Here is a 16,159-nt window from a genome sequence, read left to right as displayed (position 1 = left end):
CCCGTCTCAAATTCGAATATGCACCGGATGTTGCCAGCATTGATCCGGCTGTTTAATCAGATGGCCAACCGACATCCCGTACGCCGCAAGGACAAATCATGGAAAAGCTGCCCACGCAAATGACCGTCGTTGGTATCAGCAAACCGGGTGGCCCCGAGGTGCTGATTCCCGAGACGCGCCCCGTTCCGAAGCCCGGTCCCGGCGAAATCCTGGTCAAGGTCGCTGCCGCCGGTGTGAACCGTCCGGACGTCGCGCAACGCTCCGGCGCCTATCCGCCGCCGCCTGGCGCCAGCGATCTGCCCGGCCTCGAAATCTCCGGTGAAGTCGTCGCCCTCGGCGAAGGCGCCACCAAACACAAGCTCGGTGACAAGGTGATGTCGCTGGTCGCCGGCGGCGGCTACGCGCAATATTGCATCGCACAGGATGCGCAGGCGATGACGGTCCCCGAAGGCTTCTCGATGACCGAGGCCGGCGCCACCGCCGAAACCCTGATGACCGTCTGGCATAACGTGTTTGAGCGTGGCGGATTGCAGCCCGGCGAGACCGTGCTGATCCATGGCGGCTCTTCCGGCATCGGCACCATGGCGATCCAGCTCGCCAAGGCGCTAGGTTCCAAGGTGATCGTCACCGTCGGCTCCCAAGACAAGGTCGATGCCTGCCTCAAGCTCGGCGCCGATCACGCCATCAACTACAAGACCGAGGACTTCGTCGAACGCGTCAAGGAAATCACCAAGACCGGCGTCGAGCTGATCCTCGATATGGTGGGCGCGGACTATGTGGAGCAAAACTTCGATGCCGCCGCCGTCGATGGCCGCATCGTGCAGATTGCGGTGCTGAACGGCCCGAAAGCCACCATCAACGCCGCCAAGATCATGGTGAAGCGGCTGCACTATACCGGCTCGACCCTGCGGCCCCGCACCAATGCGGACAAGGCCGCCATGGTCAGGGCGATCGAGGCCAATGTCCTGCCGCTGCTCAAGGCCGGCAAGGTTAAGCCCCTGATGGACAGCACTTTCCCGCTGGAAAAGGCTGCAGACGCACACAAACGCATGGAAACCAGCGCACATATTGGCAAAATTGTGTTGGTCGTTTAGGGCTGGAGAACAGCCGGAAACCCTTTGATTTATCTCGCTTTCATGTCATTTATCGCGCGTCGGGAAATGGCCCTGCTTCTGCGTGACGCAGGGTCGATGTTTTGTTGATCGCGGAGAATGACATTGCGTTTGATCAGGTGGCTCGCGCCGCTCGCGCTCGGCCTAATGATTGTTGTTGCCGCAGCACCGGCACAGGCTGTTGACGCTGTCAGCGTCCGCGGTGATGCGCCCGCAATCGATCTCACCGGCATCCTCGAATATCAGCATAGCGACACCGACCGCATCCAGGTCTCCACCGCGCCCGGCACCGACGGCATCGTTCGCCGCATCGAGGTGCGTGGCCGCGAAGCCGGTCAGAACTGGGTGGTGTTCGCGCTCGCCAACAACACCGACGATCAGCTCGATCGTCTGATCGTCGCGCCACATTATCGCATCGTGTCGTCCGGCCTCTTGTGGCCCGATCTTGGCCTCTCGCGCATTGCGACGATCACGCCGTCAACCGGGGATCGCCCGGAACGTCAGGATAGCGCCACCGCCGATATCTTCCGCGTCACCCTCGACCCCGGCGCTGTCATCACCTTCGTCGCCGAACTGCGCACCAACAAGCTGCCGCAGCTCTATCTGTGGGAGCCGGAAGCCTACAAGGACAAGGTCAACTCCTTCACGCTGTACCAAGGCATCGTCATCGGCATCTCGGGCCTCTTGGCGCTGGTGCTGACGATCCTGTTCGTCGTGAAGGGCAGCATCATGTTCCCGGCCGCCGCGGCGCTGGCCTGGGCTGTGCTGGTCTATATCGGTGTCGACTTCGGCTTCTGGGGCAAGGTGCTCGACATGTCCCAAGGCGCCGAGCGCGTCTGGCGCGCCTCGGGGGAAGCGATCCTGGCGGCGACGCTGCTGGTGTTCCTGTTTGCTTATCTCAATCTCAGTCGATGGCATGTCCGCTACTCGCACATCACGCTAGGCTGGCTGGCTTTCCTTGGCTCTCTCGTAGGTCTGGCGCTGTTCGATCCTGCCGTCGCCTCAGGTATCGCGCGCATCTCGCTGGTGCTCATCGCCTTCGCCGGCTTTGCGCTGATCGTCTATCTCTCCACCCATGGCTTCGACCGCGCGGTGTTGCTGATCCCGACCTGGTTCCTGCTTGTGGTCTGGGTTGTTGCCGCGGGCATGACCGTCGCCGGCAGTGTCACCAATGACATCGTCGGCCCGGCGCTGCTCGGCGGGCTCGTGCTGATCGTGATGCTGATCGGCTTCACGGTTATGCAGCACGCCTTCGCGGGCGGCGGCGCCACCAATGGCATCGTGTCGGACGTCGAGCGCCGCGCGCTGGCGCTGACCGGCTCCGGCGACCTGATCTGGGACTGGGACGTCTCCGCCGACAAAGTGTTCACCTCGCCCGAGACCGAAGCACTGCTCGGCCTCAAACGCGGCACGCTGGAAGGCCCCGCGGCAAGCTGGCTCGAAGTGCTCCACCCGCTCGATCAGGATCGCTTCCGGGCGGCGCTGGACAGCGTGCTCGACCAGCGTCGCGGCCGCCTCGTGCAGGACTTTCGCCTGCGCACCCCCGACGGTCACTTCATGTGGTTTGCGCTGAAGGCGCGTCCGGTGGTCGGCTCCGACGGCGAAGTGTCACGCGTGGTCGGCACCCTCACCGACGTCACCGAGATGAAGAATGCCGAAGAACGCATGCTGCACGACTCGGTGCACGACAATCTCACCGGTCTGCCGAACCGCAAGCTGTTCATTGACCGCCTCAACGCCGTCGCGAATTTCTCCAAGACTGTGCCGACCATGCGGCCGACCATCATGGTGATCGATCTCGATCGCTTCAAACAGGTCAACGATTCCGTTGGCATCGCCGTCGGCGACTCGATCCTTCTGACGCTGGCCCGCCGCCTCACCCGCATCCTCAAGCCGCAGGACACGCTGGCCCGCCTCGCCGGCGATCAGTTCGGCCTGATCCTGATGTCCGAACAAGACGCGGCCAAGATCACCGCCTTCGCCGAGACCATCCGCAAGACCATCCGCGCCCCGATTGCCTTCAACGATCGCGAGATCTTCCTCACGGCCTCGATCGGCCTAGCGCTCTCTGATCCCGCGGTACCGTTGACCGACGAGCTCATCAAGGACGCCGAGCTCGCGATGTATCATTCGAAGCGGATCGGTGGCGACCGTATCGACGTCTACAAACCGGCAATGCGCGCCCGCAAAACGGATCGCCTGACGCTCGAATCCGAACTGCGCCGCGCCATCGAGCGCCAGGAAATCACCATCCTGTATCAGCCCATCGTGCGGCTGGAAGATCGCTCCATCGCCGGCTTCGAAGCGCTGGCCCGTTGGGATCATCCGAAGCTCGGCCGGATGTCGCCGTCGGAATTCATTGCGATCGCCGAGGAGATCGGCCTGATCATCGATCTCGGCATGTTCGTGATGGATCAGACTGCACGCCAGCTCGCGATCTGGCAGCGCGCGATGCGCTCGCGCGAACCGATCTTCGCCAGCGTCAACGTCTCCTCGCGGCAACTGCTGCGCCACGACCTCCTGCATGACATCCGCACCGTGCTGTCACGCTCGTCAGTCGCGCGTGGCACGCTGAAGCTCGAACTCACGGAATCGCTGGTGATGGAAAATCCGGAACATGCAGCGCAGATGCTGCACCGGATCCGCGAACTCGGTACGGGTCTTTCGCTCGACGATTTCGGCACTGGCCACTCGTCGCTATCCTATCTGCAGCGCTTCCCGTTCGACACGCTGAAAATCGACCAGTCCTTCGTTCGCACCACCTCGCGCGGCACCCGCCCGGTGATCCTCAAATCCATCATCGCGATGGCCCACGATCTCGGCATGGACGTCGTCGCTGAAGGCGTCGAGACAGATTCGGATGCGGTGGAGATGTATCAGCTCGGCTGCGAATACGCCCAGGGCTTTGCCTTTGGCGAGCCGATGGATGCGGATGCGGCGATGCGCATGCTGACGGAAGAGCGGCTCGAAGCGGCGAGCTGAGTAGGGCCGTCGCTGATAGCTGGAAGTCTAGCGGACGCTCACGCGTGGCCGGCCTCGGCCGACAACATCCCCGGGGCGATCCCGATCTTCTGCAGCGCGCGAAGATACTTCTCCTCAACATCACCGCCGAAGATAAGATCCTCATCAGCTGCGCAGTGCAGCCAGCCGTTGCCCTGGATTTCGTCTTCCAGCTGGCCCGGCGCCCAGCCGGCATAGCCCAGCGCGAGAATCGCGTGCTTGGGCCCACCGCCATTGGCGATGGCACGCAGGATATCCACGGTCGCGGTGAGGCAGACGCCATCGTCGATCGGCAATGTCGCGTCCTTGATGAAGAAATCGCTGGAATGCAGCACGAAACCTCGGCCGGTCTCGACCGGACCGCCCTTCAGCACTTTCATGCTTTCGGCGCTTTCCGGGAGCTTGATGCTGTCGGACTTTTCAATGATGTCCAGTTGAACCAGCAATTCGGGAAAATCGATGCTCCCCGCAGGCCGATTGACGATGATGCCCATGGCACCTTCCGACGAATGCGCGCAGACGTAAATCACCGAACGGGCGAAGCGCTCGTCTTCCATCACAGGCATGGCGATCAGCAACTGCCCGTCGAGGTAGTTGCCAGTGTCGCCGGCGCTGGATTTCGCGCGGCTTTTCCGGGGGCGCTTGCGAGTGGGTTCCATCAGCAAACCGCTCTCATTTCGTTGCCTATCCTGATATTGGGTCTGGGTTCTGTCAATCAGCCTTCCGCAACGCATACGAAAACCGGATCACAAGCAGTTCAATAGCTTAAGACAGGTTTGGCTTTATGACAGGCCCACCCTGTAAGGACGCCCGATGACCGCATCTGTTCCGCACCACATTGTCGCTGTCTGCGCCGCGGGCCTGCTCCTCACCTGCAGCGCGCAGGCGGAGGACACCTCACCTTGGCAGATAGACAGTCATTCGCAGATCAGGCTTGTGGCAGGCTCGCGTAGCGGTCCTGTGATGCTGGGGGGTATAGCGATCCAGCTGCAGCCCGGCTGGCACACCTATTGGCGGAATCCCGGTGATTCGGGGGTACCGCCCCGCTTCGATTTCTCCAAATCGGAGAACCTGGATACCGTCACCATCCTGTGGCCGGCGCCGAAAAAATTCGAGGATGGGGCCGGTGGCCTATCGCTGGGCTATGTGAAACAGGTGGTGCTGCCGATGCGGGTGATCGCCAAGGACCCCGGCAAGCCGGTGATTCTCCGTGCGGCGATCAATTACGCGGTCTGCGACAAGCTCTGCATCCCGGTCGACGCCAATGCCGAACTCGCTTTTACCAGCGTGGCCAGCACTGAAGACGGCGCGCTGACCGCGGCGCTCGATACCGTGCCTAAGCCGGCAACCATGGGCGACACCAGTCCGCTGACGGTGCGCGACCTCAAGCGCGAGGGCAAGAATGTGTTCGTTGACGTCGTGGCGCCCGAAGGCAGCGAACCCAACCTGTTCGTCGAGGGCCCGACGCCGGAATGGGCGCTGCCAATCCCCAAACTCGAGGCCAAGAGCCCGCCGGGCGTGAAGCGCTTCAGCTTCGAACTCGACGGCGTGCCGCCCGGCGCCACGACCGATGGCGCGGCCCTGAAACTGACGCTGGTCGGCAGCGACCGCGCCTATGAATTCAACGTCAACCTGCCCTGATACCGCTGGCGCGTGACCTGTTGCGCGCAACCTGTATATCTCCGTCCAACCGGATGTTAACGACTGCTTGCTACGCCAGACCGCTGCCGCACGCCTGCGGCTGAGGACCTTGTCGTGGCCGCGATGGACGCAGACTCCGCACCCGCAAGCGAGCCCGCCGGCTTCAAGGCCAGGCTGCGCGCGCTGTTCACCGGCACAGGCGAAGCCTCGCTGACGCGCCGCCTCGCCGGCACCATCTTCCTCATCCGCGTGATCTCGGCCGGCCTCGCTTACTTCTCCCAGATCCTGCTGGCGCGCTGGATGGGCACGTCGGATTACGGCATCTATGTCTATGTCTGGACATGGGTACTGCTGCTCGGCTCGATGATGGATTTCGGCATCGCCGCTTCAGCCCAGAAGATCATCCCGGAGTATCGCGCCAGCGGCGACCACGCGCGGCTGCGCGGCTTCCTCTCCGGCAGCCGCTGGATGACCGGTATCGTCTCGGTGATGGTCTCGCTGCTGCTCGCTGGCCTCGTCAAGCTCATCTCGCCGTGGATCGACGCCGACACGGTGGTGCCGCTCTATCTCGGCTGCCTGACACTGCCGGCCTTCGTCGTCGCCAACACGCAGGATGGCATCGCGCGCTCCCATGACTGGATGCGCCTCGGCCTGATGCCGCAATTCATCATCCGCCAGGCGCTCATCATCGGCTTCACCGCCGGCGCCTTCGCACTGGGCTTTAAGCTGGGTGCGACCATCGCAATGCTGGCCAGCGTCGCAGCCGTCTGGGTTGCGATGATCGGCCAGATGATCGTACTCAATCGCCGGCTTCACACCCATATCGAGCCCGGCCCGAAGGCCTATGACTATCGCGGCTGGCTCGCAGTGTCGTTGCCGATCCTGCTGGTCGAGAGCTTCTATCTGCTGCTGTCCTACACCGACGTGCTGGTGCTGCAGCAGTTCGTCTCATCCGACGAGGTCGGCGTGTACTTCGCTGTGGTGAAGACCCTGGCGCTGGTGTCGTTCATTCATTACGCGATGTCGGCGACAACGGCGCATCGCTTTACCGAATATCACGCGGCCGGCGACAAGGACCGCCTCGCCGCTTATGTCACCCACGCGATCAAATGGACGTTCTGGCCGTCGCTCGCGGCGACGCTGGTCCTGCTCGCTCTGGGCAAGCCGCTGCTATGGCTTTTCGGTCCGCAATTCACGGGCGGTTACGATATCATGTTCATCGCAGCCATCGGCCTCGTGGTCCGCGCTGCCATCGGCCCGGTGGAGCGCCTGCTCAACATGCTCGGTCACCAACATATTTGCGCCGTGGCCTACGCGTCGGCTTTCGTGATGAACCTGGTGCTGTGTCTCGTGTTGGTGCCGAAATTCGGCGGCCATGGCGCCGCCGCGGCAACGTCGATCGCGCTTACATTCGAGACGATCCTGCTGTTCTGGATCGTGCGACAGCGGCTTGGACTGCACGTGCTCGCCTTCGGAAAGCAAGGCGCCTAGCAACCTCCCCCTGCAAAGCAGGAGGAGGTCAGGAAGCAAACTTATTCCGCCGTCCAACCGCCATCGATCGACAGATTGGTGCCGGTGATCTGCGCCGCATCGTCGCCGCACAGAAACAGCGCCAATGCCGCAACCTGTTCGGAGGTCACGAATTCCTTGGTCGGCTGCGCTTCGAGCAGGACGTCGTTGATGACCTGCTCTTTGGTCAGTCCGCGCGCCTTCATGGTGTCGGGAATCTGCTTTTCCACCAGCGGCGTCCAGACATAGCCAGGCGAAATGCAATTACAGGTGATTTTGTGAGTGGCCACTTCCAGCGCCACGGTTTTGGTAAGGCCGGCGATGCCGTGCTTGGCAGAGACATAAGCCGACTTGAATGGCGAGGCGACCAGCGAATGCGCTGAGGCGGTGTTGATGATGCGACCCCAGCCGCGCTTCTTCATGCCGGGTACGGCGGCGCGGATGCCATGGAAGGCCGAAGAGAGATTGATGGCGATGATCGCATCCCACTTCTCGATCGGGAATTCCTCGATCGGAGACACAAACTGGATACCCGCATTGTTGACGAGAATATCGACCGATCCATAGGTCTTCTCGCCGAGCGCGACCATTTCGGCAATTTCGGCCGGCTTGGTCATGTCCGCCGGCGAATGGATCGCCTTGACTTTGAAATCGCTCTCGATCGCCGCGCGTTCCTTCTCGATGTCAGCAGGCGCACCCATGCCGTTGATGACGATATTGGCGCCAGCGCTTGCGAAAGCGCGCGCATAAGCGAGGCCGATGCCGCTGGTCGAACCGGTGACGACGGCGGTCTTGCCTGTGAGATTAGCCATTACTTGCTCCTGTTGGACGTCAAATGCTGCGGGAGGTCATTGTAATCGTCGGCGGTGAGCGCATGGGTCACCATCGATTCATCGGATTGCGGCCGCTCGAACCAGTCCTTGTGGCGCATCGAGAGGAATACGTCGCGCTCGCCGGCACCCCAGTGCTCCACCATCCCGATGCGCGAGAAATTGTAGTCCTTCGACGACGACTCGTAATTCTTGCTCGTATAGATCAGATGCACCACCGTGACGGTATTTTCCTTCGCGGCTTCCGACAACAGCGCCACTCCGGGATCCTGCTTCAGTTCTGCCGGCAATTTACCAATCAGATCACGCAGCGCCTTGCGGATGTTGTGAATCTTCTTGTTCTTGTCGGTGTTCATGCGGGTGCGGCTGGAATATCGAATGTCCTTTTCACGCTCCTGCGCTTCCAGGATCGATTGCGGCAATGGCCCGCGCGCACTGAACAGATCGACCTGGAAGATCAGCAGATCGCTGGTTACATCGTCCAGCACAAAATCCAGCGGCGTGTTTGAGGCGATGCCGCCATCCCAGAAATGCTCGCCATCGATCACGATCGATGGAAACCCCGGCGGCAACGCGCCGGAGGCCATGATGTGCTCGGGCTCGATCCTTTTGCGATCTTTCTTGAAGAGCGTGTTGTCGAAATAAGTGAAGTTGCCGGTGGTCACGCTCACAGCGCCGACGCTCAGCCGGGTCTTGCAATCGTTGAGACGATCAAAGTCGACCAGCCGTTCCAGCGTCGCCTTCAGCGGCGCGGTGTCGTAAAAGCTCTGCGACTGCGGACTGCCGGGCGGCCACAGTGGTGCTGGCGGAATCCGCGGCACGAAAAAACCTGGCACGCCGAATGTAGCAATGACAGCGGCGCCTGCCTCGTAGAAATAAGAGCGCGCGCGGTCATCCGTCAGCATCGGGCTCCAAGGGACCGGCGATGCCGCCATCTCCCAGAATTCCTTGAGCTTGCCGATCCGCTTGTCGCGCTCATTGCCCGCGATGATCGCCGCATTGATGGCACCGATGGAGATGCCAGCCACCCATTCCGGCTCGAAATCATGATGACACAGCGCCTCATAGGCGCCGGCCTGATAGGAGCCAAGCGCGCCGCCCCCTTGCAGCACCAGAACGCGCTTGGCTTCGGCGGGTTTGCTGGCAGCGCTGGATTGAGGCTGATCGGACATATCCATGGACCACTCGATCCTGTCGATGGCGGGAACCGTACCGTGGCGCCCCCTTGCGGCGGCGTCAATCACAGATGGTGCGGAGCACCATCACGCTTCAGCTATCCTGAATGGCTTATTTGGAATCCGTCGACGCCAGGATCATGGTCCAGAACACCTTGTATTTGGTGTTGGGAGCATAGATCGCCGCAATGCCCAGTTTTGTGACACCGGACTTCAGCATATTAGCCCGATGCGGTGGCGAGTCCCGCCAGCCCGAGAAGGCTTCCGCCATGGTATGGTAGCCCGCCGAGACGTTCTCGACGGCCAAGCTCGCCGGATAACCGCCGGCATTCAGACGCTTGGCCAGCGGTGCCTTCACATCGTGATCGAGCTTGTTTCGTTTGGCCATGGCGGTGGACTGGTCTTCAGCCAACGCCATTAATGCGGGATCGACCACAACCGGGCCGAGGCCATTGTTCTGCCGGTACAGTGAGATCATCGAGGCTGCGGCCACCGGATCGAGCTTGGCGCCACCATTGGCCATGCTGAGATACATGGTGGGCTGGTCCGGCACGGTATCGACGGTCCCCGCACACCCTGCCAGCAACAGAAATCCCAGACTGGCCAGAGCCACCCGCTTCATCGGCAATCCCCCAAATCAAGGGGCCGTTGTTGCACACCAACCGTGGCTGAAAGGTGAACGCAGGGGATTTTTAGAAAGCGCCAGTCACTCCTGCCCGGCAAAGATCCGGTAGCGCCGCGGCTGCAGGCTGATCGCATCGCCCGTGGTGAGCGGACGGTCGCGCGGGGCATCGATCTCCACCAGCGTATCATCGCCAGACAACGCGATGTCGGCGCGCTGGATCGGGCCGAAGGTGCGGACGCGGCGCACGGTGCCTTCGAGGGCTCCCTCGCCGAGCGGACCGATCTGCATGTCGTGACGACGAACAAACAATTTCGACGGTCCGCTTGCGCTGCCCGCATCGATGTTGAGCGGGCGATGGCCGAGCTTCACCTGGCCGTCGCTTACATCGACCGGGAGCACGATCGATTCACCTATGAATGAGTGCACGAAAGCCGTCGCCGGGTTATCGTAAACGTCGCCAGGCGTGCCGATCTGTTCGATCTTGCCCTTGTCCATCACCACGACGCGATTGGCGACTTCGAGCGCCTCCTCCTGGTCATGCGTGACGAAGATCGAGGTGACGTGGATTTCCTCGTGCAACGTGCGCAGCCATTGCCGCAACTCCTTGCGGACCTTGGCATCGAGCGCACCGAACGGCTCGTCGAGCAGCAGAATGCGCGGCTCGATGGCGAGCGCACGCGCCAGCGCAATACGCTGCCGCTGGCCGCCGGAGAGCTGGCTGGGATAGCGATTGGCGAGCCAGTCGAGCTGCACGAGATCGAGAAGCTCCTTCACGCGCGCGCGGATCTGCGCTTCGCTCTTGCGCACGGCGCGCGGCTGCACGCGCAGGCCGAAGGCCACATTCTCGAACACGCTCATATGGCGGAACAACGCATAGTGCTGAAACACGAAACCGACGTGGCGCTCGCCAGCGCCGCGGGCCAGCGCGTTTTCACCATCGAATGAGACTTCTCCGGAATCCGGCCAATCGAGCCCTGCGATAATTCGCAGTAACGACGTCTTGCCGGAACCGGACGGTCCGAGCAGCGCGAGCAGCTCGCCATCAGCAACCCTGAGGTCGACATTATCCAGCGCCTTGAAGGCACCGTACTGCTTTACGATATTCCGAACTTCAATCGTCACGGGGCAGCTGTCCTTCTTCAATCTGGCCTTCGAGGATGGTCTTTGCGATCAGCGTCAAGAGCGCCAGCAGAGCCAGCAATGACGCGATCGCGAACGACGCCACCAGTTGATATTCATTATACAGGATTTCCACCAGCAGTGGCATGGTGTTGGTCTCGCCGCGAATGTGGCCCGACACCACCGAAACTGCGCCAAACTCACCCATCGCCCGTGCGTTACACAACAGTACGCCGTAGAGCAGGCCCCATTTGATGTTGGGGAGCGTCACCACAATGAAGGTACGCCAACCGCTCGCTCCGAGCGATATCGCAGCCTCTTCCTCCTGCGACCCCTGTTCCTGCATTAGCGGTATCAGCTCCCGGGCGACGAACGGGAAGGTGACGAAGGTGGTCGCCAACACGATCGCCGGCACGGCAAACAGAATGTTGATGCCATGCGACATCAGCCATGGCCCAAAGAAACCCTGCGCACCAAACAGCAGCACAAATACCAGACCGGAGATAACGGGGCTGACCGAGAACGGCAGATCGATCAGGGTGACCAGCAAGGTCTTGCCCCTGAATTCGAATTTGGCCACCGCCCAAGCGGCGGCAACGCCGAATACCAGATTGAGGCTGACCGAGATCACTGCAGTGATCAGCGTCAGCCAGATGGCCGAGAGCGCCTCGGAATCTGCCAAGGCCGACAGATAGAACCCAACGCCCTTGGACAATGCCTCCGAGAACACCAAAATCAGCGGCAGGACCACGAACACTGTCAGGAACATCACTGCGACACCGATAATGATGCCGCGCACGAGCCATGGCTCAGTATGCAGGTCCTGTCGTGCCACGGACTGGGCGCGCTCCACGGTGACTGGCGAATTGATAATTGTAATGGTCATGTCAGGTCAACTCACGGCCAGCGCGCGTGTCTGCGCCCAGCGCTGCAGCCGATTGAGCACGAAGATGATCAGGAATGAGAAGACCAGCATGACCACCGCGATCGCTGTCGCATCGGCGTAGCGGAATTCCGACAGCCGGATGACGATCAAGAGCGGCGCAATCTCCGACACATTTGGAAGGTTGCCGGCGATGAAGATCACGGAGCCATATTCGCCAACGGCGCGGGCGAACGCCAGCGCGAAGCCGGTGAGAATGGCCGGCGTGAGGCTGGGAATGATGACGCGGGTGATGGTTTGCCAGCGGGAGGCACCGAGACAGGCCGCGGCCTCTTCGATCTCGACATCGAGGTCGATCAGCACCGGCTGCACCGTCCGCACCACGAACGGAATGCCAATGAAGACCATCGCCAGGAAAATTCCGAGCGGCGTAAACGCCACCTTGATGCCGAGCGACGCCAGCGGCGCGCCGAGCCATCCGTTCTGCGCAAACAACGTCGTCAGCGCGATGCCTGCCACTGCAGTGGGCAGGGCGAACGGGATATCGACGATGGCATCAAACAGCCGGCGACCGGGAAACCGGTAACGCACCAGGGCCCAGACGATAATCAGGCCAGCGACCAGATTGACCAGCGCAGCCGCGAAGGCCAATCCGAACGAAATCCTGAGCGCGTGTAGGGTGCGGTTGCTGGTGACGGTATCGATGAACTGCGAGAGACTGAGATCGGCTGTCTTGACGAACAACCCGGCCAACGGGATCAGAATCAAAAGCGACAGCCATGTCAGGGTCAGGCCCATGCTCAGGCCGAACCCCGGCAACGAACTTCGTTTAGGTGCCGCGCTCACAATGTCCCCTTGCTTTGGTAAAAGCCCCAGACCGGCATACCGGTCTGGATGTTTCGCTGCGAACGATCAGTTCTTGTAGATCTTGTCGAACACGCCGCCGTCGGTAAAGTGCTCGCTCTGCGCCTTGGTCCAACCTCCGAACACGTCGTCGATCGTAAACAGATCAACCTTGGCGAAGGAAGCCTCGTACTTTTTGGCAATATCTGCATCACGCGGACGATAGAAATTGCGCGCGGCGATCTCCTGACCCTCCTTGGTGTACCAGTATTTTAGATAGGCCTCGGCAGCGGCTTTAGTACCCTTTTTATCAGTGACGGTATCAACGACGGCGACCGGCGGCTCGGCGAGAATTGAAAGCGACGGCGCGACGATCTCGAACTTGTCCTTGCCGAATTCCTGGATTGCCAGATACGCCTCGTTTTCCCAGGCCAGCAAGACATCGCCGACGCCGCGCTGGACGAAGGTGATGGTCGAGCCACGCGCGCCGGTATCGAGAACCGGAACGTTCTTGAAGATGTTACCGACGAATTCCTTTGCCTTGTCCTGCGATCCATATTTCTTCAGAGCATAGCCCCAGGCGCCGAGATAGTTCCAGCGCGCACCGCCAGAAGTCTTCGGATTCGGCGTGATGACGCTGACGCCGCTCTTGATCAGATCGTCCCAGTCCTTGATGGCCTTGGGGTTACCCTTGCGCACCAGGAACACGATGGTCGACGTATAGGGTGATGAATTCTGCGCCAGGCGCTTCTGCCAGTCCTTCGCCAGCAGGCCCTTATTGGCGATTGCGTCGATGTCGTAGGCGAGCGCGAGGGTGACCACATCGGCTTGCAGACCATCGATCACAGAGCGCGCCTGCGCCCCCGAGCCGCCATGCGACTGCTTGATCTCGACGCTCTTGCCGGTTTCCTTCTGATACGCAGCAGCGAACGATTTGTTGAAATCGACATACAGCTCGCGCGTCGGGTCATACGACACGTTGAGCAGCGAAATGTCTGCCGCGTGCGCCGATGTTGCAATTAAGAGACCCGCAATGACGGGAAGAATACGACGGACCATTTTGATCTCCATCCAACCTCACAACACGATCGTCATGAGGTGGGGGCAAAATCTTGAAGAAGCACCGCTAAGTCAACGAAACCAGATTCCAATGTTGGCGGCATGACGGCAGCAATGTGCTATGAATATGCCTTCGTATGGAGACCGTATCGCGCGCTGGTCATTTGTCATCAACCAACGCTGCGAAAGCCGTCGACATGCGGCGAATTAGCGCGCGTTCTCCGCGTGACGCAACTGCATGCGCTGATGCAGCGCCGTGATGCGACCATCGCCGGTCGGCTGATAGAACACCGTGTAGCGTTTCACCGTAGCCGCGAACGCTTCCGCATCGGCATCCTTCTTCACTTCGAATGAATCAAAACCGGCGCGCAGCATGATGACGAACTGATCGCGTAACACTTGGCCGGTTGCCCTTAATTCGCCCTTGTATTTGTAGCGTTCACGCAGCAGGCGCGCCTGGCTGTAGGCTCGGCCGTCGCGGAACGACGGGAAGACCAGCGCGACCACCGCGAGCCTGTCGAGATAAGGCACCAGCTCTTCCGGATCGCGGTTATTCGGCCAGATCACACCGGTCGGGCTGCTGCGCTTCAGCAGCGCCTCCGGATCGGCGAGAAAACGCGCAGCCGGAACCAACGCCGCTCCGTCGACCGGAATCTCCGCATCGTCGGCCACGTGAATATAGCCGTCGGCAACGATCTTGCCTTGCTTAACGAGTGGCATAAACGCGCTCCTTGAACGGCTCGACGCCGAGGCGTTCGACAGTCTGGACAAACAATTCGTCCGGCCGGGCACGCAGTGCCAAATAGGCTTCGACGATATCCTCGATGACGTCGGCTACCTCGGCAAAAGGCACCGCCGGTCCGATCAGGGTGCCGACCACGGCATGCTCGTCGGCACGGCCACCGATTGTGATCTGGAAGAATTCCTCGCCGTTCTTCTCGACGCCGAGAATACCGATATGGCCGACATGGTGATGGCCGCAGGCATTGATGCAGCCGGAGATGTTGATATGCAGCCGACCGATCAGCTCCGCAAGATCGTTATTGGCGAAACGCCGCGTTAGTTCCTGCGCGATCGGGATCGAACGCGTATTAGCCAGCGAGCAGTAGTCCAGGCCAGGGCATGCGATGATGTCGGTGACCAGATTGACGTTCGGTGTGGCGAGGCCGAGCTTGTCGAGCTGCCGCCACAGTGCGGGCAGATCACGCCTGGCCACGCTCGGCAGCGCTAGATTTTGCTCATGGCCCACGCGGATTTCGCCGAACGAGTATTTGTCGGCAAGATCGGCAACCGCATCCATCTGGTCGGCCGTGGCATCGCCGGGCGGGCCGCCCACCGGCTTCAACGACAATGTCACGATGGCGTAGCCGGTCCGCTGATGCGGCGCGACCGAGTTCTTGAGCCAGCGCGCAAAATGCGGATCGGCCGACGCGGCCGCCAACTCGTCCGGCGTGTCGGAGAGCTTCTGATAGTGCGGATAGCTGAAGCGCGAGCGGATATCCTCGACAACCTCGTTGTCCAGCGTCAGCGCACTCTCGCGCGTCGCCAGCCACTCATCCTCAACTTCGGCGGCGAATTTCTCGATGCCCAGCTCATGAACCAGAATCTTGATGCGCGCCTTGTAGATATTGTCGCGGCGGCCATACTGGTTGTAGACGCGCAGGATGGACTCGACGTAGCTCAGAATGTCGCGGCCGTGCACGAACGGCTTGATCACCTTGCCGATGAATGGCGTGCGACCGAGGCCACCGCCGACCAGCACTTCGAAGCCAGTTTCGCCGGCCTCGTTCTTGTGAATTCGCAGACCGATGTCATGCACCTTGATCGCCGCGCGATCATGGGCCGACGCAGTGATCGCAATCTTGAACTTGCGTGGCAGGAACGAGAATTCCGGATGCATGGTCGAATACTGCCGCAGCAATTCCGCCCAGATGCGTGGATCCTCGACCTCGCCCGGCGCGACACCTGCCCATTGATCGGTGGTGACATTGCGCGTGCAATTGCCCGATGTCTGCATCGCATGGATGCCGACCGAAGCGAGATCTTCCAGCGCATCCGGCAGATCGGCGAGCTTGATCCAATTGAACTGGATGTTCTGCCGTGTGGTGAAGTGGCCATAGCCGCGGTCATAGCGTCGCGCCACATGCGCCATCTTGCGCAGTTGCGGCGATGACAGCGTGCCATAGGGAATGGCGACGCGGAACATATAGGCGTGAAGCTGAAGATAAACGCCGTTCATCAACCGCAGCATCTTGAACTCGTCTTCGGTGAGTTCACCTGCGAGGCGGCGCTTCACCTGATCGCGGAATTCCGAGACACGCTCGTTGATCAGCGTGCGATCGATTTCATCATAAGCATACATA

General features: G+C 61.0%; 14 protein-coding genes. 4 read left to right on the top strand and 10 right to left on the bottom strand.

Features of this window, described 5'->3' with window-relative positions; translation table 11 throughout:
• Positions 1-98 precede the first annotated feature (98 nt).
• Positions 99-1,094, top strand: a complete 996-nt coding sequence (locus AB7951_RS05530; RefSeq protein WP_441255711.1) for a zinc-binding dehydrogenase — start codon at positions 99-101, stop codon at positions 1,092-1,094.
• Between the two features lie 123 nt (positions 1,095-1,217).
• On the top strand, positions 1,218-4,094 hold the full coding sequence (locus tag AB7951_RS05525; protein ID WP_170849563.1) for an EAL domain-containing protein: 2,877 nt from the start codon (positions 1,218-1,220) through the stop codon (positions 4,092-4,094).
• A gap of 38 nt (positions 4,095-4,132) precedes the next feature.
• On the opposite strand, the gene AB7951_RS05520 is transcribed toward AB7951_RS05525, so the two are convergent.
• Positions 4,133-4,771 (bottom strand): YqgE/AlgH family protein, encoded by a 639-nt coding sequence (locus AB7951_RS05520; protein ID WP_068735119.1) that lies wholly within the window; start codon positions 4,769-4,771, stop codon positions 4,133-4,135.
• A 154-nt stretch (positions 4,772-4,925) separates the two neighbouring features.
• On the opposite strand from AB7951_RS05520, the gene AB7951_RS05515 reads away from it, so the two are divergent.
• Positions 4,926-5,753 (top strand): protein-disulfide reductase DsbD domain-containing protein, encoded by an 828-nt coding sequence (locus AB7951_RS05515; RefSeq protein ID WP_089265411.1) that lies wholly within the window; start codon positions 4,926-4,928, stop codon positions 5,751-5,753.
• A 123-nt stretch (positions 5,754-5,876) separates the two neighbouring features.
• Positions 5,877-7,244 (top strand): flippase, encoded by a 1,368-nt coding sequence (locus AB7951_RS05510; RefSeq protein WP_120291733.1) that lies wholly within the window; start codon positions 5,877-5,879, stop codon positions 7,242-7,244.
• A 41-nt stretch (positions 7,245-7,285) separates the two neighbouring features.
• On the opposite strand, the gene AB7951_RS05505 is transcribed toward AB7951_RS05510, so the two are convergent.
• The 9 genes from AB7951_RS05505 to AB7951_RS05465 all read right to left on the bottom strand — a co-directional run bounded on the left by AB7951_RS05505 (position 7,286) and on the right by AB7951_RS05465 (position 16,158).
• Positions 7,286-8,074, bottom strand: coding sequence for a 3-hydroxybutyrate dehydrogenase (locus AB7951_RS05505; RefSeq protein WP_093756812.1), 789 nt, complete (start codon positions 8,072-8,074; stop codon positions 7,286-7,288).
• A complete protein-coding gene (locus AB7951_RS05500; RefSeq protein ID WP_093756813.1) occupies positions 8,074-9,270 on the bottom strand; it encodes a DUF3734 domain-containing protein in 1,197 nt (398 codons plus the stop codon). Before AB7951_RS05500 ends, AB7951_RS05505 begins: the two co-directional genes overlap by 1 nt.
• Positions 9,271-9,379: 109 nt before the next feature.
• Positions 9,380-9,889 carry a CAP domain-containing protein gene (locus tag AB7951_RS05495; protein ID WP_093756814.1) on the bottom strand — a complete coding sequence of 170 codons (510 nt, stop codon included), beginning with the start codon at positions 9,887-9,889 and terminating at the stop codon, positions 9,380-9,382.
• Positions 9,890-9,973: 84 nt separating this feature from the next.
• Positions 9,974-11,014: a sulfate/molybdate ABC transporter ATP-binding protein gene (locus tag AB7951_RS05490; protein ID WP_089265416.1), complete on the bottom strand. Its 1,041-nt coding sequence runs from the start codon at positions 11,012-11,014 to the stop codon at positions 9,974-9,976.
• Complete coding sequence (cysW, locus tag AB7951_RS05485; RefSeq protein WP_089265417.1) at positions 11,004-11,897, bottom strand: sulfate ABC transporter permease subunit CysW; 894 nt, start codon at positions 11,895-11,897, stop codon at positions 11,004-11,006. Before cysW ends, AB7951_RS05490 begins: the two co-directional genes overlap by 11 nt.
• Before the next feature lie 6 nt (positions 11,898-11,903).
• Complete coding sequence (gene cysT, locus AB7951_RS05480) at positions 11,904-12,740, bottom strand: sulfate ABC transporter permease subunit CysT (RefSeq protein WP_089265418.1); 837 nt, start codon at positions 12,738-12,740, stop codon at positions 11,904-11,906.
• A gap of 66 nt (positions 12,741-12,806) precedes the next feature.
• On the bottom strand, positions 12,807-13,796 hold the full coding sequence (locus tag AB7951_RS05475; protein ID WP_089265721.1) for a sulfate ABC transporter substrate-binding protein: 990 nt from the start codon (positions 13,794-13,796) through the stop codon (positions 12,807-12,809).
• Between the two features lie 207 nt (positions 13,797-14,003).
• On the bottom strand, positions 14,004-14,516 hold the full coding sequence (locus AB7951_RS05470; RefSeq protein WP_120291737.1) for a DUF934 domain-containing protein: 513 nt from the start codon (positions 14,514-14,516) through the stop codon (positions 14,004-14,006).
• On the bottom strand, positions 14,503-16,158 hold the full coding sequence (locus AB7951_RS05465) for a nitrite/sulfite reductase (protein ID WP_120291739.1): 1,656 nt from the start codon (positions 16,156-16,158) through the stop codon (positions 14,503-14,505). Before AB7951_RS05465 ends, AB7951_RS05470 begins: the two co-directional genes overlap by 14 nt.
• Position 16,159 lies beyond the last annotated feature (1 nt).

It is taken from the genome of Tardiphaga sp. 285_C5_N1_2, assembly GCF_052076065.1.
Lineage (GTDB): Bacteria > Pseudomonadota > Alphaproteobacteria > Rhizobiales > Xanthobacteraceae > Tardiphaga > Tardiphaga robiniae.
Note: the sequence above shows the minus strand (reverse complement) of the source record. Positions and strands in the feature narration are given on the sequence as shown.